Annotated in this window: 23 protein-coding genes; 9 read left to right on the top strand and 14 right to left on the bottom strand. The window is 66.5% G+C overall.

The window, feature by feature from the left end; genetic code table 11:
• Positions 1–77: 77 nt before the first annotated feature.
• Entirely contained in the window at positions 78–1,097 is a 1,020-nt protein-coding gene (galE, locus tag BLR29_RS25305) for a UDP-glucose 4-epimerase GalE (RefSeq protein WP_092140802.1), read from the bottom strand.
• 100 nt (positions 1,098–1,197) lie between these two features.
• Positions 1,198–2,289, bottom strand: a complete 1,092-nt coding sequence (locus BLR29_RS25300; RefSeq protein ID WP_369804707.1) for a tyrosine-type recombinase/integrase — start codon at positions 2,287–2,289, stop codon at positions 1,198–1,200.
• 228 nt (positions 2,290–2,517) lie between these two features.
• On the opposite strand from BLR29_RS25300, the gene BLR29_RS25295 reads away from it, so the two are divergent.
• A complete protein-coding gene (locus BLR29_RS25295) occupies positions 2,518–2,949 on the top strand; it encodes a nuclear transport factor 2 family protein (RefSeq protein WP_092140798.1) in 432 nt (143 codons plus the stop codon).
• A 100-nt stretch (positions 2,950–3,049) separates the two neighbouring features.
• On the top strand, positions 3,050–4,045 hold the full coding sequence (locus BLR29_RS25290) for an NAD(P)H-dependent flavin oxidoreductase (protein WP_092140796.1): 996 nt from the start codon (positions 3,050–3,052) through the stop codon (positions 4,043–4,045).
• 8 nt (positions 4,046–4,053) lie between these two features.
• Here BLR29_RS25290 and BLR29_RS25285 read toward each other — a convergent pair whose 3' ends face one another.
• Complete coding sequence (locus BLR29_RS25285; RefSeq protein ID WP_092140794.1) at positions 4,054–4,623, bottom strand: PadR family transcriptional regulator; 570 nt, start codon at positions 4,621–4,623, stop codon at positions 4,054–4,056.
• 346 nt (positions 4,624–4,969) lie between these two features.
• On the opposite strand from BLR29_RS25285, the gene BLR29_RS25280 reads away from it, so the two are divergent.
• Positions 4,970–5,185: a hypothetical protein gene (locus tag BLR29_RS25280; protein ID WP_092140792.1), complete on the top strand. Its 216-nt coding sequence runs from the start codon at positions 4,970–4,972 to the stop codon at positions 5,183–5,185.
• Positions 5,186–5,425: 240 nt separating this feature from the next.
• Here the strand turns inward: BLR29_RS25280 and BLR29_RS25275 are convergent, their stop codons facing one another.
• From BLR29_RS25275 to BLR29_RS25240, 8 genes are all read right to left on the bottom strand, one after another.
• A complete protein-coding gene (locus BLR29_RS25275; RefSeq protein WP_092140790.1) occupies positions 5,426–6,430 on the bottom strand; it encodes a Bug family tripartite tricarboxylate transporter substrate binding protein in 1,005 nt (334 codons plus the stop codon).
• A 101-nt stretch (positions 6,431–6,531) separates the two neighbouring features.
• Positions 6,532–7,263: an SDR family NAD(P)-dependent oxidoreductase gene (locus BLR29_RS25270; RefSeq protein ID WP_092140788.1), complete on the bottom strand. Its 732-nt coding sequence runs from the start codon at positions 7,261–7,263 to the stop codon at positions 6,532–6,534.
• Positions 7,264–7,505: 242 nt separating this feature from the next.
• Positions 7,506–8,708, bottom strand: coding sequence for a 3-oxoadipyl-CoA thiolase (pcaF, locus tag BLR29_RS25265; protein ID WP_092140786.1), 1,203 nt, complete (start codon positions 8,706–8,708; stop codon positions 7,506–7,508).
• A 26-nt stretch (positions 8,709–8,734) separates the two neighbouring features.
• Positions 8,735–9,382, bottom strand: a complete 648-nt coding sequence (locus BLR29_RS25260; protein WP_092140784.1) for a 3-oxoacid CoA-transferase subunit B — start codon at positions 9,380–9,382, stop codon at positions 8,735–8,737.
• 18 nt (positions 9,383–9,400) lie between these two features.
• Positions 9,401–10,084, bottom strand: coding sequence for a 3-oxoacid CoA-transferase subunit A (locus tag BLR29_RS25255; RefSeq protein WP_092140782.1), 684 nt, complete (start codon positions 10,082–10,084; stop codon positions 9,401–9,403).
• A 301-nt stretch (positions 10,085–10,385) separates the two neighbouring features.
• Positions 10,386–13,439: an AAA family ATPase gene (locus BLR29_RS25250; RefSeq protein WP_092140780.1), complete on the bottom strand. Its 3,054-nt coding sequence runs from the start codon at positions 13,437–13,439 to the stop codon at positions 10,386–10,388.
• Positions 13,436–14,581, bottom strand: coding sequence for an exonuclease SbcCD subunit D (locus BLR29_RS25245; RefSeq protein ID WP_092140970.1), 1,146 nt, complete (start codon positions 14,579–14,581; stop codon positions 13,436–13,438). Before BLR29_RS25245 ends, BLR29_RS25250 begins: the two co-directional genes overlap by 4 nt.
• Positions 14,582–14,837: 256 nt before the next feature.
• Positions 14,838–15,044, bottom strand: coding sequence for a dodecin (locus tag BLR29_RS25240; RefSeq protein ID WP_092140778.1), 207 nt, complete (start codon positions 15,042–15,044; stop codon positions 14,838–14,840).
• 211 nt (positions 15,045–15,255) lie between these two features.
• Between BLR29_RS25240 and BLR29_RS25235 the strand changes: the two genes are divergently transcribed.
• The 3 genes from BLR29_RS25235 (at position 15,256) to BLR29_RS25225 (ending at position 17,438) form a co-directional block, all read left to right on the top strand.
• Positions 15,256–15,822 (top strand): phospholipase D family nuclease, encoded by a 567-nt coding sequence (locus BLR29_RS25235; protein WP_255371437.1) that lies wholly within the window; start codon positions 15,256–15,258, stop codon positions 15,820–15,822.
• 289 nt (positions 15,823–16,111) lie between these two features.
• Complete coding sequence (locus BLR29_RS25230) at positions 16,112–16,531, top strand: hypothetical protein (RefSeq protein ID WP_092140774.1); 420 nt, start codon at positions 16,112–16,114, stop codon at positions 16,529–16,531.
• A 190-nt stretch (positions 16,532–16,721) separates the two neighbouring features.
• The gene (locus BLR29_RS25225) at positions 16,722–17,438 is read left to right on the top strand and encodes a dienelactone hydrolase family protein (RefSeq protein WP_092140772.1); all 717 of its coding nucleotides are present in this window, start codon (positions 16,722–16,724) and stop codon (positions 17,436–17,438) included.
• A gap of 102 nt (positions 17,439–17,540) precedes the next feature.
• Here the strand turns inward: BLR29_RS25225 and BLR29_RS25220 are convergent, their stop codons facing one another.
• Both BLR29_RS25220 and BLR29_RS25215 read right to left on the bottom strand, forming a co-directional pair.
• Complete coding sequence (locus BLR29_RS25220; RefSeq protein ID WP_092140770.1) at positions 17,541–18,299, bottom strand: glycine zipper 2TM domain-containing protein; 759 nt, start codon at positions 18,297–18,299, stop codon at positions 17,541–17,543.
• 133 nt (positions 18,300–18,432) lie between these two features.
• The gene (locus BLR29_RS25215; protein ID WP_092140768.1) at positions 18,433–18,900 is read right to left on the bottom strand and encodes a MarR family winged helix-turn-helix transcriptional regulator; all 468 of its coding nucleotides are present in this window, start codon (positions 18,898–18,900) and stop codon (positions 18,433–18,435) included.
• 162 nt (positions 18,901–19,062) lie between these two features.
• Here BLR29_RS25215 and BLR29_RS25210 point away from each other — a divergent pair, with 162 nt between their 5' ends.
• Positions 19,063–19,614, top strand: coding sequence for a YggT family protein (locus tag BLR29_RS25210; protein ID WP_092140766.1), 552 nt, complete (start codon positions 19,063–19,065; stop codon positions 19,612–19,614).
• A gap of 214 nt (positions 19,615–19,828) precedes the next feature.
• Positions 19,829–20,107, top strand: coding sequence for a hypothetical protein (locus BLR29_RS25205; RefSeq protein WP_092140764.1), 279 nt, complete (start codon positions 19,829–19,831; stop codon positions 20,105–20,107).
• Positions 20,108–20,213: 106 nt separating this feature from the next.
• Here BLR29_RS25205 and BLR29_RS25200 read toward each other — a convergent pair whose 3' ends face one another.
• Positions 20,214–21,125, bottom strand: coding sequence for a LysR family transcriptional regulator (locus BLR29_RS25200; RefSeq protein WP_092140762.1), 912 nt, complete (start codon positions 21,123–21,125; stop codon positions 20,214–20,216).
• Between the two features lie 214 nt (positions 21,126–21,339).
• Here BLR29_RS25200 and BLR29_RS25195 point away from each other — a divergent pair, with 214 nt between their 5' ends.
• Positions 21,340–22,161 carry an IclR family transcriptional regulator gene (locus tag BLR29_RS25195; RefSeq protein WP_176861060.1) on the top strand — a complete coding sequence of 274 codons (822 nt, stop codon included), beginning with the start codon at positions 21,340–21,342 and terminating at the stop codon, positions 22,159–22,161.
• Positions 22,162–22,269: the final 108 nt, after the last annotated feature.

The following is a 22,269-nucleotide window of genomic DNA, read 5'->3' as shown; positions in this document are numbered from 1 at the left end:
AACCGGGCAATTGCCCGGTTTTTTTATTTTGTGCCGCTCACACTCCCCGCAGAAACGGGTACGCGCGACGGTCGGCACTAGGCGGTAAACCCCTTCGGATTCATCGACTGCCAGCGCCAGGAATCCGCGCACATCCGGTCGATGTCATGGCGGGCGCTCCAGCCAAGCAGTTCCCGGGCGAGCGTCGGGTCGGCATAGCACGAGGCAATATCGCCCGGCCGACGCCCGACGATCTGGTAGGGAACAGACCGGCCGCTGGCACGTTCGTAGGCCTTCACTACCTCCAGGACGCTGTAGCCGCGCCCGGTTCCCAGATTCACCGTCACGCTCCGCGCCTTGTCGCGCAGATAGCCCAGCGCCGCCACGTGTCCGTCGGCAAGATCACAAACATGGATGTAGTCGCGGACGCCCGTACCGTCGACGGTTGGGTAATCGCCGCCATAGATGCTGAGCTTTTCGCGCCGGCCGCCAGCGACCTGCGCCACATACGGCATGAGATTGTTGGGAATACCGCCGGGGTCTTCGCCAATCCGGCCGCTTTCATGCGCCCCGACCGGATTGAAATACCGCAGGTAACCAATTCGCCAGGAAGGATCGGAAATCTCCAGATCGCGCAGGATCTGCTCGCTCATCAGTTTGGTCTGACCGTACGGATTGGTGGCCGAGAGCGGGAAATCCTCGAGGATCGGCACGGTATGCGGATTTCCATACACCGTGGCGGATGAACTGAACACCAGTTGCCTGACACCTGCCGACTGCATGGCGGCGCAAAGCGTGACCAGTCCATTGAGATTGTTGTCGTAATAGGCGAGCGGCTGACTCACCGATTCCCCCACGGCCTTGAGCGCGGCGAAATGAATCGCGCCCGTGATCTTGTGTTCGGCCAGCAGGCGGTCCAGCAACGCCCGGTCTCGCACATCGCCTTCCACGAAATGCGGCGTCTTGCCGCTAATGGCGGCCAGGCGGCTTACAACCTCCCGGTTACTGTTGCACAGATTATCGAGCCCGATCACGTTGTAGCCCGCTTCAAGCAGTGCCACCCATGTGTGCGAAGCAATATAGCCAGTGGCGCCCGTCAGCAGTAAGGTCTCAGCCATGTGAATGTTCAGGTTCAGAAATCGTTGCAGAAGTGCCAGCAGTCCGCGCGGCGTGGCGCTATGTGGCGAACCGGGCGGCCGCCATCATAGCGCCGCCACGTTACGCCGGGGATACGCCACCCGGGGCCTTGCTGACCGGCTTTGGCGTGGCCGGCAGGCCGGCACGTGACTGCCACGCCTCATACGCCGCGTGCAGCCGCCAGCCGGATTCCAGATCCCGCATCCCTAGCAATTGCGCCACGGCGGCGGGGGATGTTCCCACGTCGAAATGCATGGCACCACAGGTATTGCGCAGTGTCTGTGGGGAGGCGCGCTCACTGCGCCCGGCCAGCACGCCAGCCTCATCCAGCAACACTTCCACGCGGCGATACACCGACGCCGCGTGCATGGGGCGCCCGTTTGCCATGGCCGGAAACACCAGGTCACCCAGCGTCTCCGCGGCGGCGCGCAGGGCCAGCCAGTGCCGCAGCGGCTGATGCGAAAACGCAAACAGCGGCACGGTATAGGCCCGGCCGTTGTCGGTGCGCACCATGCGTAGCGCCATCGGCCCGCCATCAATGCCGTCGATGCCGTCGATGCCGTCCACGCGCAGCGCCCGAACTTCGGCCACCTTCAGTCCGCCGCCCAGCAATATCGCCATCAGCGCCACGTCGCGCGCCCGCTTCCATTGCGTGGGCGATATTCCCCGCTTTTCCTGACTCCCGGCGTCCGGCGCCGGCGCCAGGATGCGCGCGACCAGCAGGTCGCGTTCGCCCGGCAACAGGAAGGCTGTGGGATCGTTCTCGCCCTCGGCGAGGTGGTTCTTCACCGCCTGGCTGGCGGGGTTGTGCAGGTTTTGCTGAAGCCGCGACAGATGATGAAAAATTCGCTCTATCAGTCGCGCATAGCGATAGCGATGACGCTTGTGCAGGTCCTGGGCGTCGAGGAAGTCGCCAATCTGCGCGGCGGACCATGTCAGCGGCGGCACGCCGCGTTCGCCCGACCAGCGCAGCAACTTGCCCCACATCGCGCGATACACCACGGCCGTGCCGTGGCGGAACCCATGCTGGGCAAGCCAGCCGTCGAATGCGCGTTCCGGCTGGTTGCGCCACGCGGCGAGGTCGGCTTCGAACAGGCCATCGGGCAGCGCGGTGTGCGGCGGACCCGCTCGATCAGCTCGATCAGTCTGGTCGGCGCTCGTGTGGGTGGTCACTGACTCTCCTGCTTCGCAAACGGCAATGGGCTCATTGTAGACAAGGCGCCACAAAATGCGCCGCATTCCACCGCCAGCCCACGGGGCATGTGTCGGACCCTGAAGGATGCTTCGCCGAATTGGACTTGCGGCCAGCTTTTCGGGCGTGTAATCTTCCCAGTCAGTATGCAACCAGTTGCATAAAAGCCAGATCAGAGCTTTCGACCCTGAGGACCCTGAGGAGACACCATGCACAGCATCTCGCTCGCCCCGGCCGCCCGGCAATCGCTGGACACGTGGCATCAGATGATCGCCACCCATTCGATGGATGCGCTCGGCAGCATCGTTGCCGATGACGTCGTGTTCCGTTCCCCGGTGGCCCACACCCCTTATCCGGGCCGTGCCGCCATCCAGTTAGTGCTCACTACCGTCAATGAAGTCTTCGAGAATTTCCGCTATCACCGCAGCCTCGTGAGCGAAGACGGCCACAGCGTCGTGCTGGAGTTCAGCGCCAGCGTCGGCGGCAAGGCGCTGAAGGGCATCGACATGATCCGCTTCGACGCGGCCGGCAAGATCGCCGAATTCGAGGTCATGATCCGGCCGCGCAGCGGACTCGAGGCGCTCGGCGCGGCCATGGCGGCCCGGCTTGGCGACCAGAAGCAGGTGCTCACCGGTACCTGAAACGTCTTTCCCGATTTCCGGTTTCGATGGCACGGCGCGCGCGTCGCTCTTGCCGTCGAACCACTGTCTTACGCATTCGCAACACATCAAGAGAACCGACATGGCCCTTCCCGCCCTGCTTCAGAACCTTTCCCTGCCGGCCGTCTGCTCGCCGCTGTTCATCATTTCCAACCCCGACCTGGTCATTGCCCAGTGCAAGGCGGGCGTGGTGGGATCCTTTCCGGCGCTGAACGCGCGCCCGGCGGAAAAGCTCGAGGAATGGCTGGACCGCATCACGACCGAGCTGGGCGAGCACGACGCGAAGCATCCGGACCGCCCGGCCGCGCCGTTCGCGGTCAACCAGATCGTGCACAAGTCCAATGACCGGCTGGAGCACGACCTGGAACTGTGCGTGCGCTACAAGGTGCCCATCGTCATCACTTCCCTGGGCGCACGTGTGGAAGTCAACGAGGCCGTGCATTCGTATGGCGGCATCGTGCTGCATGACATCATCAACAACACGTTCGCCCGCAAGGCGATCGACAAGGGCGCCGATGGCCTGATCGCCGTGGCGGCGGGCGCGGGCGGCCATGCCGGCACGCTCTCGCCGTTTGCGTTGCTGCATGAGATTCGCGAATGGTTCGACGGCCCGCTACTGCTGTCGGGTGCGATTGCCAGCGGCGACGCCGTACTGGCCGCCCAGGCCGCCGGCGCCGACCTGGCCTATATCGGATCGGCGTTCATCGCCACGCAGGAGGCCAACGCGCAGGACGCCTACAAGCAGATGATCGTGGACAGCACTGCCGACGACATCGTCTATTCAAACCTGTTCACGGGCGTGCACGGCAACTACCTGCGCAACAGCATCGTGCGCGCGGGGCTGGACCCGGAGGCGCTGCCGACCTCCGACGCATCGAAGATGAATTTCGGCTCGGCCAGCGCCAAGGCATGGAAGGACATCTGGGGCGCCGGCCAGGGCGTTGGCGCCATCAAGCGCGTGGTGCCGGCAGCCGAGCTGGTGCGCCGCTTCGTGGAAGAGTACGCGCTCGCACGCCGTCGTCTGGGCCTGGCCGAAACGGCCGGCGCCAGCGCCGCGCGCATCGTCGATCCGGCCTGAGCGTCGGGTCAGTCGCCGCTGCTGGCCGGCATCGCCAGCAGCGGCAGCAATGCCTGGCCCCAGGCCACCCAGTCTTCCTCGAACCGGATGCCGCGCCTGAGCAGCGCATGTTGAATCTGCTTCGCGCGGTCCATGTCGCCCGACGAGAAATCCTTGTGCTCGATATTGCGATACGTCTCGAGCCGCGCCTGATGCAGCGCGATCAGCCGCACCAGTTCGCCTTCCAGGCCGAGCGGGCCGATGGCGGCATCCGCCCGTAGCTTGACCAGAATCTCTTCCCGCTGATCCAGCCCGTGCCCGGGCGCCAGGACCCAGCGCGCCAGTTCATCGCGGCCAGCCGGCATGACGCGATACACCTTTTTCCGATTCTTCTTCTCGACGCCATCGCCATCGGCCCCACCGGCGGGCTCATCGGCGACGATCCAGCCGCTGTCCGCCATCCGACCCAGCTCCCGGTAGATCTGCTGGTGCGTGGCGTGCCAGAAATAGCCGATCGATTTGTCGAAACGACGCGCCAGGTCGTATCCGGACGATGGCTTTTCGATCAGGGAAATCAACAGGGCGTGTTGGGTGGACATTCGACGGGTGGAAGGGAAAGCGGAGGCGCTGGCATGAAGGTTGCGACCCGGAGCACATCGTGGCCGCGAGGGTCGCCCCGGGGGTGGGCGATATGGTAGCGCGCAAGTCACGCCAAGTCATGCCGTTAACCCCTTGGATATGCCCTCGTTGCAGCTCGCAGCAGAGCAGCCGGCGCACCCGGTCCGATTTATGACAATTTAGTCAATTATCTCGAAACTGATGTAAAAAATTCGAAATGGCATTTCCCGACCGCTTGCAATACATTCCAGACATTGCCACCCGCATGTGCGCGCGCCCTTCTTGCCGGCCCAACGTTCCGCGCCATGCGCCTCCCGGGAGTTGTCCATGAACGCAAGACCGGAATTTGCCGACGGCGGTGCCTCGGGCGAGTCCGCCCCGCCTGCCACCGCCACCCGCGCGCGCGCCGGCTCGGCCCCGATCTACTACCGGCTGCCCGATACGCCGGAAGGCCACCACATCAAGGAATACGCCAGCGGCCTGCGCCAGCTGGTGCGTTTTGTCGGCGTGGAAGAGCAGGTCGTGAAGTACAGCCTGACCTGAAACGGCCAGCGCCGAAGGTTGTCTCCTCCTGTCCCCCAAGGGATCTGGGATTTGTGCCCGCGACTGGTTCGCGGGTTTTTTCTGCGCACTATCGGCGCGTCGCGATCGGCACGTCGGGGAATCGGGCGCACCAGATTGCAACCGGCGCTGCACCGGCAATGACGGCACGCACCACGCGCGGCACCAAAGAAAAAACCGGCCCGCAGGCCGGTTTTTTCACAACATGTCAGACGCGGTCGATCAGTCCACCGTCGCGCCGGAAGCCTTCACCACCTTGGCCCACTTGGCGGTTTCGGTTTTCATGAAACCAGCCAGCTGCGCCGGCTTTTCCGGGTGCGGCTCGGCGCCCTGCTCGGCCATCTGCTTCTGCACTTCCGGCATGGCCAGGATCTTCACCACTTCGGCGTTCAGGCGGTCGACGATCGGTTGCGGCGTGCCGCCCGTGGCGTACAGCGCGAACCACGACGTGGCTTCGTAGCCCGCAACACCGGCTTCGGCCACCGTCGGCACGTTCGGCAGAGCCGGCGAGCGCTTGGCGGAGGTCACGGCGATGGCGCGCAGCTTGCCGGCCTTCACGTGCGGGTACGACGACGGCATGTTGTCGAACATCAGGCCGATCTGGTTGCCCAGCAGGTCATTCACGGCCGGGGCGCTGCCCTTGTACGGAATGTGCTGGATGTGCAGGCCAGTCATCGAGTTGAACAGTTCGCCTGACAGGTGCATCGACGAGCCGCTGCCCGACGAGCCGTACGCCAGCTTGTCCGGATTGGCCTTCGCGTAGGCGATCAGTTCCTTGACGTTGTTGACCGGAACCTTGGGGTTCACCACGACGAGATTCGGCACCATGGCCACACGCGTGATCGGCGCGAAGTCCTTCACCGGGTCATACGGCAGCTTGGAGTACAGCGACTGGTTGATCGCGTGCGTGCCGATGGTGCCCATGAACAGCGTGTAGCCATCGCCCGGGGCCTTGGCGGCCAGCGATGCGCCAATGTTGCCGCCCGCGCCGGGGCGGTTGTCAATCACCACCGGCTGGCCGAGCGCCTTGCCCAGTTGCAGGCCAACGATACGCGCCAGGATGTCCGTGGTGCCACCCGCCGAGAACGGCACGATCATCGTGATCGGCTTGGTCGGATAGGTGCCTTGTGCTTGCGCGCCGGTCATGGCGGCAAAGCCGGCGGCCAGTGCCACGCCGGCGGCCAGCAGGCGTCTGCGCGCCTTCGACGGTTGATTGGTCATGCTCATCTTGTGCTCCAGGAATTGATGCAAGCCAGCAGCGCTGCCAGGGCGCCACGGGCGCAAAGCTTGAATCGCTGTTTCCGCCCCGTGCCAGGGCGGGCATTTTCTTATACGGGTGCCACGCCCAGCGTGGTTCCGCCACAGACATACAGTACCTGTCCGGTCACGAAACCATTTTCGGGCGAAAGGAAGAACAGCGAGGCACGCGCCACGTCTTCCGGCGTTCCCATGCGTTTCACGGCGATGCTCGCAAGAATGCGCCGTGTCTGTTCGCTGCCCTCCGGATTGCTCCGGCGGAACAGCTCCGTGGCGATGGGACCCGGTGCCACGGCGTTGACGGTGATGCCGTCGCCGCCCAGCTCCATCGCCAGCGTTCGGGTCATGCCAACCAGCCCGGCCTTGGCCGCGGAATACACCACGCGCTCGGGCTTGCCCAGCGCCGCGCGCGAGGCCATGTTGACGATACGGCCAAAACCGGCCGCGCGCATGGCGGGCAGGCAGGCCTGGGTGAGCAGCATCGTGGCCTGCAGGGTCAAACCCACCACGTAGTCGAGATCCGCCGCGGTGGCCGTGTCGGCGGTGCCGGGGCGCGTGGCGCCGGCATTGTTCACCAGCCGCGTGACGGCGAATCGGGAGGTCACCTGCGCCGCCACCGCGCGCGTGGCGTCGGCATCGGTCAGGTCGGCCTGGAAGAAGGTCAGGTTGGGGTGCGACCATGCGGGTTCCACATAGTCGACATTGACCACCTGGGTCACGCCATCCGCCAGCAGCATTTCTGCGATGGCGCGGCCGATACCGGAACTGGCACCGGTCACGAGCGTGGCAACGGGAAGGGACATCTCAGTACTCCGCACCGGCAACATCAGCCGGCTCCATCAAAAAAGATGCGGCAAGACCGGCGAGCCCGTCGGCCTGGCCGCAATGCTCTACCTCGTTGGGGAAGAGACACCACTGAAACTTCCCACACGGTTTATCGGCAGGAAGTGAAGAACATTAAGCAGGCGTCCGACATGTACAGACATGGGAACGGCCCGACGGTGGCGCCGGGCCGCTCGATTCACATCCTGGCCTGCCGCCGCGATCAGACGCGCTCGATCACCATGGCGATGCCCTGGCCCACGCCGATGCACATCGTGCACAGCGCGTAGCGGCCACCGGTGCGGTGCAGCTGATACATCGCGGTGGTCACCAGGCGGGCGCCGCTCATGCCGAGCGGGTGGCCCAGTGCAATGGCGCCGCCGTTCGGGTTCACGCGCTTGTCGTCATCGGCGATGCCCAGCTGGCGAAGCACGGCCAGGCCTTGCGCGGCGAACGCTTCATTCAGCTCGATCACGTCGATCTGGTCCAGCGACATGCCCAGTTGCTTCATCAGCTTCTGCGTGGCCGGTGCCGGGCCAATGCCCATCACGCGCGGAGCCACGCCGGCCGTGGCCATGCCGACGATGCGGGCACGCGGGGTCAGGCCGTGTTGCTTCAGGCCGGCTTCGCTGGCCAGCAGCAGCGCGCAGGCGCCATCGTTCACGCCCGATGCGTTACCGGCGGTCACCGTGCCATCCGCGCGCACCACGCCCTTGAGCTTGCCCAGCGCTTCCATGCTGGTGGCACGCGGGTGCTCGTCGCGATCCACCACCAGCGGGTCGCCCTTCTTCTGGGGAATCGTGACGGCCGTGATTTCCTGGGCCAGCGTACCGTCGGCCTGGGCGCGCGATGCCTTTTCCTGGCTGCGCAGCGCCATCAGATCCTGGTCTTCGCGGCTGATCTTGTAGTCGGTGGCGACGTTCTCGGCGGTCTCGGGCATCGAGTCCACGCCGTAGGCCGCACGCATCGCCGGGTTGATGAAGCGCCAGCCGATGGTCGTGTCGAAGATCTGCGCATCGCGCGAGAACGCGCTGGTGGCCTTGCCCATCACGAACGGGGCGCGGCTCATGCTTTCCACGCCACCGGCGATCATCAGGTTGGTTTCACCGGCCTTGATGGCGCGCGCGGCCGTGCCGGTGGCATCCATACCGGAGCCGCACAGGCGGTTGATGGTCGAACCCGGAACCGCTTCCGGCAGGCCGGCCAGCAGCAGCGACATGCGCGCCACGTTGCGGTTGTCTTCACCGGCCTGGTTGGCGTTGCCGTAGATCACGTCGTCGATGGCGGACCAGTCCAGGTTCGGATTGCGAGCCATCAGCGCCTTCAGGGGCACCGCGCCCAGGTCATCCGGGCGCACGCCGGACAGGCTGCCGCCGTAGCGGCCGATGGGGGTACGGATGGCGTCGCAGATAAAAGCGTCGGTCATGGTTTGTCTCTCTCGTCTTTGGTGTATCAGGCGGACACGGCTTGCTTGAGCGGCACGCCGGTTGCGCGCTGCAGTTCCTCGAAGGACAGGCCTTCGACCAGATCGCGGGCGACCAGTCCGTCAGGCGTGACGTCCAGCGTGGCCAGATCCGTGTAGATGCGCGTGACGCAAGCGATGCCGGTCAGCGGATAGGTGCATTCCGGCACGATCTTGCTTTCGCCCTGCTTGGTCTGGTGTTCCATCATCACGAACACCTGCTTGGCGCCGATGGCCAGGTCCATCGCGCCGCCCACGGCGGGGATGGCGCCGGGCGCGCCGGTGTGCCAGTTGGCCAGGTCACCCTTTTCCGAGACCTGGAACGCACCCAGCACGCAGAAGTCGAGGTGGCCGCCACGCATCATGGCGAAGGAATCGGCATGGTGGAAATAGGAACCGCCGGCCTTGATCGTCACCGGCTGCTTGCCGGCGTTGATCAGGTCGCCGTCTTCCTGGCCAGCCGCGGGCGCGGGGCCCATGCCCAGCAGGCCGTTCTCGCTGTGGAGCAGGATCTCGCGGTCGGCCGGCAGGTGATTGCCGACGAGGGTAGGCAGGCCGATGCCGAGGTTCACCACGGCACCTTCGGGAATGTCTTTGGCCACACGGGCAGCCATCTGGTCGCGGGTCAGGCGTTGCATCTGTCTCTCCTTCTACGGTCAGGCGGCCTTGGCGGCGGCGCCACCGACCTTGACCACACGCTTGACGAACAGGCCCGGCGTGACGATGTGCTCGGGATCCATCTCGCCCAGTTCCACGATGTTGCTCACCTGTACGATCGCGCATTTGGCGGCCATCGCCATGATAGGCCCGAAATTACGCGCGGTCTTACGGTAGGTGAGGTTGCCCCAGCGGTCGGCCGTGTCGGCCTTGATGAGGGCAAAGTCGGCGTGGATGGGCGTCTCGAACACATAGCCCTGGCCGTCGATGATGCGGCATTCCTTGCCTTCGGCCAGCGGCGTGCCGTAGGCGGTACGGGTGAAGAAGCCGCCGATGCCGGCACCGGCGGCGCGGATGCGCTCGGCCAGGTTGCCCTGCGGCACCAGTTCCAGCTCGATCTCGCCGGCGTGGTAGAGGGAATCGAAAACGTAGGAGTCGGCCTGGCGCGGGAATGAGCAAATGATCTTGCGCACGCGCTTGGTCTTGAGCAGCGCGGCCAGGCCCGTGTCGCCATTGCCGGCGTTGTTGTTGACGATGGTCAGGTCGCCGGCACCCTGTGCGATCAGTGCGTCGATCAGCTCGGCAGGCATGCCAGCCATGCCAAAGCCGCCAATCAGGATCGTGGCGCCGTCGTGGATACCGGCCACTGCCGCTTCCACCGAGTCATATAGCTTGTTGATCACTTGCGTTCCAGTTCGGAGGGTCCGGCAGAGAACCGGGACCGGCCGCAAGGGCGCGGCACGCAAAGCTGTCTCCGGTCATGCTGGACTAGGCGTCCTCACGGCAGCCCCGTGGTGACGCACGATGGCATGGCAGGACAGGATGCGACAATCTGCAGTTGTCTTGGCGGCCGTCTATGCGGCTTTTTGCTTTGTTCGCTCTACGAACCTCAATTCGCAGAATGAACAAAGGTTACACCCGCCCTCAAAACAGGGTCAAGGATAGGTCCCGCATCGCGGGCGATAATCGGTCATCGCCCCCGTTTTATGGCATGCGCAGCACAGCCTGGCTCCCGGCCACGCCGGGGCGGACTTCGAGGCGTACGTCGATTCGCTCGCGCAGCTCCGAAACGTGCGAAATGATGCCCACCAGCCGGCCGGCCTGCTGGAGATCCAGCAGCGTGCGGATCGCGAAATCCAGGCTTTCCGGGTCCAGCGTGCCAAAGCCCTCGTCGATGAACAGCGTGTCGAGCTGGATGCCGCCCGCGCGGGACTGCACCACGTCGGCCAGACCCAGCGCGAGCGACAGCGACGCGAGGAATCCCTCGCCGCCCGACAGGGTATTGGCCGGGCGCGCGCTGCCGGTATCGTGATCGAAGACTTCGAGATCGAGGCCGCCCGCCGTCCGCTGGTCGCCTTGCTCGCGCACACGCTGGAGCGCGTAGCGGCCGCGACTCATGCGCAGCAGCCGCAGCGAGGCCGCCTCCAGCACCTCGTCGAGCAAGGTGGCCAGGACAAAGCGCTGGAACGTCATGCGGCGCGGGTTGTTGCCGTTGGCCACCTCGGACAGGCGGCCGAGCACGGCATAGCGCGCCTCCACGTCACGGTTTTCGGCGGCCAGCGAATCGAGCAAACCCTGGCACTGCAGCAGGCCGTCGCGCGATGCGGCGACCTCGGTTCGCTGCCGGATCGCATCTTCCAGCTGAACGGCCGCGGCGTCGCGCGCGCCGAGCAGCGCCGGCAGATCGGGCGCCTGCAGGCCACGCGCCGCCGTCGCCGCGCGCTCGCGCCGGTCGATGGCCGTGGCGAGGTCGACTTCGAACGCGCGAACCTGCTTGTCGAGTTCCGCGATCGTCTCGCCCGGCAGGCACGCGGCCGCGTATGCGGCGGAATCGGCAAAGCCGGCATCGGCAAGGCCCTGGCGGAGCGCCGCTTCATGTTGTTGCAGGCGCGTGTCGGCCTGCAGGACACCGGCCTGCGCGGATGTGAGCGCGGCCGTGGCGCCGGCCAGCATCGCCACCGCATCGCGCTCCGCACCCTGGGCCGCCGTGAGCGCCGCCTCCAGCGCGCCGGCTTCGCGGCGCGCGGCATCGAGCGCCGCGGCAATGACGTCCGGATCGCGCGAGTCTTCCGGCACCCGCGCGCACTCGGCCTGCCATTCGCCTTCGAGCCTCGCCTGCTCCTGGGCGGCCGACCGGGCGGTGGCATCCGTCGTCTTCACGGCGGCTTCCGCGGCCTCGCAGGCGGCGCGGCCCTGTGCCCGGGTGGTGGCAAGCGCCTCGGCACGCCGGGCTGCCGTCTCGGCCTGCGTCACCGCACCGGACAGCGCGGCGATATCCGCTTCGAGCCGGCGCACGCCGTCTTCGGAAATATCGCCGGCGGCGTCGGCAAGATCAGCCAGGCGGGCCTGTGCCTGCGCAACGCCGAGATGGGTCTGTTGATGCGCGGCGGTAGCGCTCGCCAGCGCATCGTCGGCGCGACGCAGCGCTTCACGGCAACCATCCAGGTCGTCATCGGTCACCAGCGCCAGCACCTGTTGCGCCAGCGCCGGATGGTCCTTGCCGCCGCAAACGGGGCAAGGCTCGCCGCGAGCGAGTCCGGCCGCCAGACGGGCGGCCTGTCCGACGCGCCACGCCGACTCCGACTGTGCCAGCGCCGCCCGCGCAACGTCGCGCGCATCCGTGGCCCGTGCTACCTGACGTTCGGCCGCAACCGACGCGTCGCGCAGTGGCAGCAGTTCAGCCTCCACCTGACGATAGCGGGCGATGCGCGCGGCGCGCTCGCGCGCATTGTCGCGCTGGAGCATGGCCGCCTGCAGGCCGGCCGCATCGCGCCCGGCCTGTTCGAGTTCCTGCTCCACGGTCTTCAGCCTGGCCGTGACAGTGGCCAGCGCACCGACCGCGTGGTCATGCGCGGCCTGCGTCTTCGCCACCACGGCGGTGGACTGCGCGAGGCCGTTCTGCAGCACCCCGAGCCGGCGTGCGTGCGGTAGCAGCGCCTCCAGCGTCGACACAGCGCGTTGTGCCGCCAGCCGGGCTTCGCCGCGCGCCAGCTCGGCGCGCAACGTGTTGACAGCGGTCTCGGCCACCTGCGTGGCCCGCGCGGCAGCGGCTTGCGCCTTGTCCTGCGATGCGTGCGCTTCGGCGCGGTCCCGCGTGGCGACCTCCAGGTTCTGCGCGAGCGGCGTCACCTGCGCCGCACGGCGCGCCGTCTGCAAGCGCGTCCGATCCGCCTCCACGGCGGGAGCACGTGCCGCCAGCACGGCACAGGCGCCCTCGGCTTCCTGCCATGCCTTGATCTGCGTGCCTTCCATCTCGCCCTTGCGCAACGATGCCTGCGCGGCTTCGCTGGCGGCACGGGCCAGCGTCTCGCGGCGTTGCAGCTCCGTCAGCGTTTCCTGCAGCGCGGCGATGCGCTCGGCCAGCGCATCCGTCGACGGCAACTGATGCTGGTCCAGCAGCGTCTTGCGACGCAGCGCGATCTCGTCCGCCTCGCGCCGGATGCCGGCCGCCTGCTCCTTCAGCAGTTCCTCGACGCGGCGGTAGAGCTCGGTATGAAACAGGCGTTCGAGGATGCCCTGCCGCGCCCGGGAATCGGCAGTGAGCAATTCCCGGAAGCGGCCCTGCGGCAGCACGATGACCTGCCTGAACTGCGCGCTGTCGAAGCCAAGCAGGTCGCGCACCGCATCGCTGACGCGGTTGGGCTGGCTGGCCTTGCTTTTCCAGCCGTCGTCGATCTGCATATCGAGCTGCGCCTTGGCGGTCTCCTTGACGAATCCGCCGGCGGCGCGCTGGCTGGGGCGATCCTGCGTGGGGGACCGCGTCACGCGATAGCGCATGGCGCCGAGGCTGAACTCCAGCGTGACTTCCGTGCGCAGCGCAGGATCGGCGTTGGCGCTGCGCATGTCCTGCGCATTGCGCTCACCGCCGGAGGTGTCGCCATAGAGCGCAAAACAGATCGCGTCCAGCAACGTGGTCTTGCCCGCGCCGGTCGGCCCGTGGATCAGGAAGAAGGCCTGCTCGCCGAGCCGTGTGAAATCGATGGTCTCGGTGGCGGCGAACGGCCCGAATGCCTGCAGCTTCAGGTAAAGCGGTTTCATGCCGATTCCCTTTCCGACGCCGCCATGCCGGCCAGCAAATCTTCGAGTGTCCGACGCTGGTCGCCATCCAGGTCCGCGTCAGCCACCTCGCGGAAGAAATTTGCGAACAGCGCGCCCGTATCCAGTTCCCGTAGTTGTCGTCCCGCTTCGCCGGCCTGCCCGCTGCGCGCCAGCACCGTACGCTCCATCGCCAGCGCATTCGGGTAGACCCGACGCAGCCGCGCCATCGGGTCCAGCAACGCGCCGGTATCCGTCAGCATCGCGTAGACGTAGTCGTCGCGGCGCGCATCGGTCGCGCCATCGGCCAGCAACGCCGCCAGTTCGCCGGTGAGTATGCGGAGATCGCGCAGCGGCTGCAACGGCACCGATTCAATCTGCACGTGGCCGTCGGCATCGACGTCGATCAGCGACACCGTCTTCACGTGATCGGCTTCCGATAGCGAATACTTGAGCAGCGATCCCGCGTAGTGCACGCGTTCGCCGATCGTCTGCGGCCGGTGCAGGTGGCCCAGCGCGACGAAATCGAAGCCGTGGAAGACGTCCGCCGCCACCGCGCCGCTGCCGCCCACCGAGAGCGGGCGTTCCGATTCGCTGACGGCACCACCCACCACGAACGCATGGGCCACCGCCACCGCACGCACGCCGGCAGGATGCGTGGCGCGGATCGCGTCGAGCTGCGCGGCCAGTGCCGCCTCATGACCGGGCACGTCCACGCCCAGCGCGTCGCGCACGGCCGCGGGCTCGGCATAGGGCAGCGCGTAGATCCGCACCTCGCCATGCGCGTCGCGCAGCGTCACGCAACTGGCCTGCGGACCGGTGCGCCCGGCCACATGCAGCCCCTGCGCCGACATCAGCCGCGCGCCGAAGCCGAGCCGGTGCGCGCTGTCGTGGTTGCCCGCGATCATCACTACCGGCACGCCGGCATCCACGACGATGCGCGCGAGCACATCGTCCAGCAGCGCCACGGCCTCCGGCGGCGGCACCGCGCGGTCGTAGACGTCGCCGGCAATCAGCACCGCGTCCGGGCGCACGTCGCGCACCAGTGCGACAAACTGGTCGAGCACATGTGCCTGGTCTTCCAGCAGGCTGCGGGCATGGAACAGCCGACCGAGATGCCAGTCGGCGGTGTGGAGAAAACGCAATCTGAATCCTTCGGCGCCGTGGCGCGAGAAGCACGGCGAAGCCGCGCGGTCCCGCATCATAACGTCGTCGGCTGGCCCGTCGCTTACCGGGTCAGCAGGGGGGCGGCGCCCGGGGCGCCAAGAGGGGCGTCAGGCGCGTATTGCGAAGGCATGACGAGAGCGATAGGGCCGCCCGGACGGGCGCACAGGAGGGCGCCCGCGCGACGGACGCCGCGCGGACTGGCGGCTTGCCGCCCGGTGGTTGCGACCCGTCCGCTCAGGTCACGCGGAAACCGATCTTCAGCGTGACCTGGAAGTGCGCGACCTTGGCGTCCAGCACGTGGCCGCGCATTTCCACCACCTCGAACCAGTCGATATGCTTGATGGTTTCACCGGCCTTGGCCAGCGCGCTGCGAATGGCGTCGTCACTGCCATCGGGCGACGATCCGACAATCTCGACCAGCTTGTAAGTGTGGTTGGACATGGTCTGTCTCCTGTGTCGCGTGGCACACGGCGCGGTGGCCGCCAGCCCACCGCCGAATCTCTCCATCATAGGCAGCGAAAATGGATAGCCCCAAGGGCCGTTGCCGGTTGCCTGGGAGGGGCTCGGCCTGTTACGCTGCGGGCCGCCGATTTCCCGCCTCAACCTCTAAACGCTGATGCTCCTTTCGATTTCCCGATTCAGGCGGCTCGCCGTGGCGAGCCTGCTCGTGGCCGCCGCGGGCGCCGTCCAGGCCCGCACCACTTCCACGCTGGAACGCCTGGCCGATGCGCTCGGCACCCCCAGCGCACGCCCCAGCCAGTTTGCGAGCGGCAGCACCTATACGCTGTGCTTCGTGCCCGATGGTCCGAGCTGCCAGGCCATGCTGATCGACGCCATCCGCAACACGCGCCACAAGCTGCTGATCCAGGCGTACTCGTTTACCAACGCGCAGATTGCGAAGGCCGTGGCCGAAGCGCACCAGCGCGGTGTGGATGTCCGCGTGATTGTCGACAAGAGCCAGGTATCCGAGCGCTATACCAGCGCCACCTTCCTCAAGAACGCCGGCATTCCGGTCGTGGTCGATACCAAGCCGGCGATCGCCCACAACAAGGTCATGGTGTTCGACGACCAGGCCGTGTTCACCGGATCGTTCAACTTCACCAAGTCCGCGCAGGAACGCAATGCGGAAAACGGCATGCTGATCCGTGGAGACGCCGCCGTCGTGCGCGCCTATTCGGACAACTGGCGCACCCGCTTCGAGCAGTCCTCGGCGTACTGATCGCGCCCGTTGCCGGGCCGGCACCTCCGCCGGTCCGCGTTTCTCTCCCGCTTCCCTCCGCTTTTCCTTCCGGCTTTCCCTGCTCATTCGCCGCCTGCCTCCCCGGCACCCCGCGGCATCGTCCCGCAGGAAGATCAGTCAAACGCTGACAGATCCTCCGCCGGCGCGGGTGTGTACTGCAAGCGTGTACCTCCGGAGACTGTGACTGGCTGTTGTCTCTCCGATGTGCCGAACCTGCCGCGCACATCCCCGCCATCCTGTCGTCCGGTCAACCTGGCAGGAGGAAACCATGTATATCGATCGAACTACGATGCGCCGACAGGCGCGCGCCATGTGTGCCATCGGCCTGGCCGTGGCATCCCTCGGTGTGACGATTGCCGCCCGTGCCGACATGACCACATCGACCGCCGGCCCCTTCACTTATATGTGCGGTGGCGTGGCGGCAGACGAGCAGGCCGAGATGCGAAGCGAGGCCCGCAACTACGATATGGGCCTGCTGTTCACGCAAGGCGGTCGTGGCGAGTATCTGTCGGACGTGAATGTCCGGCTGATGCGCAACGGCAAGGAAGTGGCGCAATTCACGTCCACCGGGCCGCGCTGTCTGATCAGGGGGCCGCACGCCTCGTATCAGGTGGTTGCCACGTATGAAGGCATGTCCAAGCGAGCCACGGTGAGTCCGGGCGAGAAGAACGTTCAAATGCGCTGGTGAGGGGCCTCACTGGCTGACTGATAAACAGCACTGCGGCCGCCGTCCCTGCGCGGCCCCATGCCGGCACCCGCCCCCCGCGGTGCCGGCATTTTTTTGCCTCCGTCGGGTCGCCTGCACGAATGCACGGCCAGTGGCACACTTGCGCCTTGCCTCGCAAGCATTGCTCCCAAACCCTGGAGAATCATTCACCATGACGACCACGCCCAACAGCCGCTGGATCCGTATCGATACCACCGATGGCAGCTTCGATGCCTACCTGAGCCTGCCGCCCGCCGGCAAGCAGGCGAACAACCCTGGCATCGTGCTCGTGCAGGAAATCTTTGGCGTCAACGAACATATCCGCTCGGTGGCGGACCAGTATGCGGCCGACGGCTACGTCGTGCTGGCGCCGGACGTGTTCTGGCGCAAGGCACCGCGCGTGGAGCTGGGCTATGCCGGCAAGGACATGGAAGAGGCGATGGCGCTGCGCAAGTCGGTCGACGTGGAAGCCGCCGTGTCGGATATCGCCGCAACCGTGAAGACGTTGCGTGCGGAGATTGGCGCGGGCGGCAAGGTCGCGGCCGTGGGCTACTGCTTTGGCGGCCTGCTGGCCTACCTGGCGGCGGCGCGCGGGCTGGTGGATGCGGCCGTGCCGTACTACGGCGGCGGGATCCAGAACAACCTGCACGAAGCGGCAGCGATCAACGTGCCGGTGCAGTTCCACTATGGCGCGCTCGATGCGCATATCACGCCGGAACACGTGGAGCAGGTACGCCAGGCCGTCGCCGGCAAGCGCGGCACGGAGATCTTCGTCTACGACAAGGCCGATCACGGCTTCAACTGCTGGGCTCGCGGTTCCTACCACCAGCGCTCGGCGGCGCTGGCCCACGGTCGCGCACTGACGTTCCTGGTCAACACCTTGTCCTGAGGCGGACCGTACCGGCGGTCCCCACCCGAGCGGGGACTGCGCCGACTGCCCGGGTCACCGGGCCATCGGGTCTGCGCAAGCGCGCAGACCACTAAGCACCGGTCAGTAGGGCATGGCCACGCCGTTCTGGATCTTTACGCGATCGCCATTGCGCAGGTTGTACGGGCTGCTTTGCGTGAGCGTGAGATAGCCGTTGTCATTCGTCCGCACGCGCACGCGATAGGCCGGTGGCGTGGCCGCCGAGCGCTTCTCCACCTCGTTGCCGGCCACGGCGCCCGCCACGGCACCGCCAATCGTGGCCACGGTGTTGCCGCGGCCGCCGCCCACCTGGTGGCCCAGCAGACCGCCGACCACGCCGCCGATCACCGCCCCCGCGCCGCTCGTGCCGGCGGGCTGTCCGGGCATCGTCTCGATCGATTCCACCCACCCGTACCGGACCGCGTACGGATCATTGGCATAGCCGTTGTAGCTGCCCTGCGCCTGCCCGGGATAACCGTACTGGTCGTAGCCCGCCTGTTGTGGATAGCCCTGCTGCGGCGATCCCTGCTGCGGATACGTGGTCTGCGGGTAGCCTTGTTGCGGATAGCCTTGCTGGGGATACGCGGCCTGTGGGTAGCCTTGCTGCGGGTAGGACGTCTGCGGATACGTCTGCTGCGGATAGCCTGCGCCGCCGCTCAGTTGCGTGCCGCTGGTGCCGTAGCCGCTGTTGTCATAGCCACTGGTGCTGGTGCCGTAGCCACTGTTGCCGTAGCCGCCCCCGTAGCTCCCGCCATAGCCATTGCCATAGGGCGCGGTAACGCAACCAGCCAGCGCGCCGGAAGCCAGCACGGCCAGCACGGCCGAACGAAGCGGGAAAGACATGGTGGGAACTCCTGCGCCAGTGCGCGTGTGGTCGATGCGCGGGAGTCTAGGGTCACGACCCGGCCGCAGGTGTCACGAGAGATTGTGTTGGGTAACGGACTGTAACGGCGAGAGCACGGCGCGGTGTCGCGCCTCAGAAGCGGTCGGCACCGTCGTCATTGAACGCCGTGATGCGCGCCACGCGGAAGGTGTTGCGCAGGGACTCGAGCTCGGTCCGATGCAGCAGCGCCAGCCGGTTCAGACAGCGCTCCCCCTTGGCCAGCAGATGGATCTGCACGACGCGACGGTCATCCGGATCGGCCTTGCGGCTCACCAGCCCGGCGGCTTCGCATCGGTTGACGAGCGCCACCACGCCATGCTGCTTGGCCTGCAGCCGCTCGGCCAGTTCTCCCACGGACGCCCAGTTCTTTTCCTGGCAACCGCGGATATGGAGCATCAGCAGGTATTGCTGGACCGTCACGCCCTCGCCGCGCGCAGCGTCTTCCGAGAACCGCAGGAAGCGCCGTAACTGGTAGCGGAAATCGGACAGCGCTTCGAAGTCCTGCTTGGTCAGGGCGGCGTTGTCGATGGCGGACTTCGCCGGGGCGGACTTGCGTGGCATGGGGGTGTTCTTCGGCGCTTGGGTAGAATCCGGCGCTCATTATAGGGGCGGCGAGTACTGCGCCCGGTGCGCTCTCGCGCATTCATGATGCGCACGCGGCGTGGTATGGCAGAATCTGTGCGGTCGCCGACACCCTACAACCGTCACCCGGAAATCCGCCCGATGTTCACGGAAATTGTCCTGTTCCTGCTTGATACCGTCTTTACGCTTTTCGGCATGGCGCTGCTGCTGCGCCTGTGGATGCAGCTGACCCGGCTGCCGTCCCGCAACCCGGTCTCGCAGGGCGTGTTCCAGGTCACCGACTGGATCGTGCGGCCGCTGCGGCGCATCATTCCGGGCATTGGCGGCATCGACTGGGCCACCGTGATCGCCGCCTACCTGACGGCGGTGCTGTTCCTGCTCTGCCGCGCGCTGCTGCTGGGCGCCGACCCGCTGGCTTTCCTGCCGGTGATCCTGGCGCTGGCCTTGCTCAATGTGCTCAAGTGGGCGATCAGCATGGTGATGTGGGTGACGCTGCTGATGGCGGTGCTGTCGTGGGTGAATCCGCAATCGCCGATGGCGCCCGCCATCTGGCACCTGACCGCGCCGTTGCTGCGGCCCATCCAGCGCGTGATCCCGCGTCTGGGCGGCTTTGATATCTCGCCGCTGATCCTCTTCGTGATCGCGCAGATTCTGCTGATGGTGATCGCCAGCGTGAGCCGCGGCGTGGTGTGACGGTGCCGGGGGCGCCGGGCCCCCGAACTCCTGAAGGATGGCGGAGCGTGCCGCCGCCCTAGCACAAACCCGCAGTCCAGGGTTAACCCTTATTGTTCAGCGAGTTGGACAGTCTGTCGAGGATTCACGCTTTTTCCGGTGCGTGTCGAAGCCTACATTACAGCCATCGCGGAATCCCACCGCGATATCTGCCAAAACAAGTAGGAACCGCACAATGAAAACCCTCGCCCTCTCCCTGCTCTGCGCCATCGGCCTATCGGTCGGCGCCACCGCTGCCCAGGCTTCGCAACCCCTGTCGGACCTGGCCCGCCTGGACGGCAGCATCGGTCGCGTCGGCTCCGTGGATCCGTACACCGACGGCGCCCGTGGCGTGACCGAAAAGCGTGACGTGTACACGGATGGTGCCCGCACCGTATCCGAAAAGCGTGACCCGTACACCGACGGCGCCCGCACCGTCACCGAAAAGCGCGACGGCTTCTCCGAAGGCGCCTGAGGCGTCCAAGGCACCCGAGGCTCCTGAAGCCCGGCGCCTTAATTCAGCGCCCCAGACACCTGGACCCGGCCTGAAGCAAGTTCCACCGGAGCACTCCCACGCTCCGCTACTGTCCCAGATCGTCGAGGTCGGTTCCCATCATCGACTCGATGGCCTCCATGAACGCACGCACCTTGCGCGGCTGGAGGCGGCGATCAGGCAGTAACGCAAACACCCGGAGGGGCGGCAACGGATAGTCAGGCATGACCCGTACCAGCCGTCCCTGCGCAATCTCCGTCTCCGCCGCCGTCATCGGCACCCGGGCGATCCCCAGCCCAGCCAGTGCGGCCTGCATGCGCAGTTCGGCGTTGTAGGTCTGCATACGCGGACGAATCGGCACCGAGATCCGCTCCCCGTTTCGCGCGAATTCCCAAACCGATACGCCAGGCGTGGCCAGCGTCGGCATGTTCGACAGGTCTTCCGGGTGCATCTGCGCCGGCAGGCTGGCCGCCAGTGACGGTGCTGCCACCAGTCCGCGTTCCACGTGCCAGATGCGCCGGGCGATGGTGCCGGAGTCCGGCAATTCCGTTTCCACCGTGACGAAGGCGATATCGAATCCCTCGCGGATCGGATCGACCAGCCCCTGGGAAATCTCGACGGTGATATCAAGCGCCGGGTGTGCCGCGAGCGTCCGGCAGATCACCCCGCCCAGCTGCTGGGCACCGAATTCATAGGGCGTGGCGATGCGCAGCATCCCTTGCACACGCTCTTCGCGCGCAAGGGTTTCCTGGCGGATTTCGCGCAGTCGAGCGAACAGTGGCGCCACGTCGCGATAGACCGCGCCACCGGCATCGGTCAGCCGCATGCGGCGCGTGGTGCGCTCGAGCAGCTTGGCGCCGATGGCTGTTTCCAGCCGGGCCACCGCCGCCGATACGCGGGACTTGGGGCAGTCGAGCGTCTCCGCCGCCGCCGTGAATGTGCCCTGCTCGACTACGCAGCAGAACGCTTCCCAATCATTCCACTGGATGGTTTCGTTCACCGGACGCTATTTCCTTTACTGACACAGTTGTCGTGGCCGCCGGGGCGACATTGTGCGGATGCACATTATGAGGGAGACGCGCGCGTCCGTCAGCGTGGCGGCATGTGTCGTGGGACGGTAAAGCGAGCCGCGGACTAGCGAACCCGCCGCATTTCCTCTACCCTTTCGGCCTTTCCGAGCCAATTCCGGCGCGCCCGCGCCGGTGTCCCCATCGATGGCGAGCCAAGCCGATTCCGCAACGCCCCGCACACCGGGCAACGCCGCAACAGAAAAGCCAAGCGACAGCTATGTGCAGTCCTTTGCACGCGGCCTGTCGGTGATCCGCGCGTTCGACGCCCGCCATCCCGCGCAGACGCTGACCGAGATCGCCCAGGCCAGCGGCCTGACGCGGGCCGGCGCGCGCCGCATCCTGCTGACACTGGTGGGGCTGGGATATGTGCAGGCGGACGGCCGCCAGTTCCGGCTGACGCCCAAGATCCTGGACCTGGGCTTTGCCTACCTGACGTCGATGCCGTTCTGGAACCTGGCCGAGCCGATCATGGAAGCGCTGTCGCAGGCCGTCCATGAAAGCTGCTCGATTTCCGTGCTGGACGGGACGGAGATCGTCTACGTGCTGCGCGTCCCGGCGCGCAAGATCATGACCATCAACCTGTCGATCGGCAGCCGGCTGCCGGCGTACTGCTCGTCGATGGGCCGCGTGCTGCTGTCCGGGCTGGACGCCGAGGAGCTGGACCGCGTGCTGCGCGCGACGGACCGGCAGCCGCGCACGCGGCGCACCGTGACGGATATCGACGAACTGAAGACACTGATCGCCGACATCCGCGCGCGCGGCTGGGCCCAGAACGATCAGGAGCTGGAGGAAGGCCTGGTGTCGCTGGCCGCGCCGATCCGCAACCGCGCCGGGCAGGTGATCGCCGCCATCAATATCAGTGGGCAGGCCAACCGGACGAGCGCGCAGGAGATGGTGGATCGCTTCCTGCCGCCGCTGCTGGAAGCCTCCGAGAAAATTTCAGGGCTGGTCGGGCTGCGCACCTGAGGCGCCAGAAACGCCGGCAGCACTGAGGTGCCTGAGACACCTGAAGCACCCGAGCCAGCTGGAAACAGCCAGGGCATCTGAATCGCCGGACACACCGCACACACGCGC

This window comes from Cupriavidus sp. YR651, from assembly GCF_900101625.1.
Taxonomy (GTDB): domain Bacteria; phylum Pseudomonadota; class Gammaproteobacteria; order Burkholderiales; family Burkholderiaceae; genus Cupriavidus.
This window is presented reverse-complemented; position numbering and strand designations above follow the sequence as displayed.

Coding starts and splice junctions, on each gene's coding strand:
- galE (WP_092140802.1), bottom strand. CDS start 1,097: ATGGCTGAGACCTTACTGCTGACGGGCGCCACTGGCTATATTGCTTCG.
- BLR29_RS25295 (WP_092140798.1), top strand. CDS start 2,518: ATGCACAGCATCTCGCTCGCCCCGGCCGCCCGGCAATCGCTGGACACG.
- BLR29_RS25290 (WP_092140796.1), top strand. CDS start 3,050: ATGGCCCTTCCCGCCCTGCTTCAGAACCTTTCCCTGCCGGCCGTCTGC.
- BLR29_RS25285 (WP_092140794.1), bottom strand. CDS start 4,623: ATGTCCACCCAACACGCCCTGTTGATTTCCCTGATCGAAAAGCCATCG.
- BLR29_RS25280 (WP_092140792.1), top strand. CDS start 4,970: ATGAACGCAAGACCGGAATTTGCCGACGGCGGTGCCTCGGGCGAGTCC.
- BLR29_RS25275 (WP_092140790.1), bottom strand. CDS start 6,430: ATGAGCATGACCAATCAACCGTCGAAGGCGCGCAGACGCCTGCTGGCC.
- BLR29_RS25270 (WP_092140788.1), bottom strand. CDS start 7,263: ATGTCCCTTCCCGTTGCCACGCTCGTGACCGGTGCCAGTTCCGGTATC.
- pcaF (WP_092140786.1), bottom strand. CDS start 8,708: ATGACCGACGCTTTTATCTGCGACGCCATCCGTACCCCCATCGGCCGC.
- BLR29_RS25260 (WP_092140784.1), bottom strand. CDS start 9,382: ATGCAACGCCTGACCCGCGACCAGATGGCTGCCCGTGTGGCCAAAGAC.
- BLR29_RS25250 (WP_092140780.1), bottom strand. CDS start 13,439: ATGAAACCGCTTTACCTGAAGCTGCAGGCATTCGGGCCGTTCGCCGCC.
- BLR29_RS25240 (WP_092140778.1), bottom strand. CDS start 15,044: ATGTCCAACCACACTTACAAGCTGGTCGAGATTGTCGGATCGTCGCCC.
- BLR29_RS25230 (WP_092140774.1), top strand. CDS start 16,112: ATGTATATCGATCGAACTACGATGCGCCGACAGGCGCGCGCCATGTGT.
- BLR29_RS25225 (WP_092140772.1), top strand. CDS start 16,722: ATGACGACCACGCCCAACAGCCGCTGGATCCGTATCGATACCACCGAT.
- BLR29_RS25220 (WP_092140770.1), bottom strand. CDS start 18,299: ATGTCTTTCCCGCTTCGTTCGGCCGTGCTGGCCGTGCTGGCTTCCGGC.
- BLR29_RS25215 (WP_092140768.1), bottom strand. CDS start 18,900: ATGCCACGCAAGTCCGCCCCGGCGAAGTCCGCCATCGACAACGCCGCC.
- BLR29_RS25210 (WP_092140766.1), top strand. CDS start 19,063: ATGTTCACGGAAATTGTCCTGTTCCTGCTTGATACCGTCTTTACGCTT.
- BLR29_RS25205 (WP_092140764.1), top strand. CDS start 19,829: ATGAAAACCCTCGCCCTCTCCCTGCTCTGCGCCATCGGCCTATCGGTC.
- BLR29_RS25195 (WP_176861060.1), top strand. CDS start 21,340: ATGGCGAGCCAAGCCGATTCCGCAACGCCCCGCACACCGGGCAACGCC.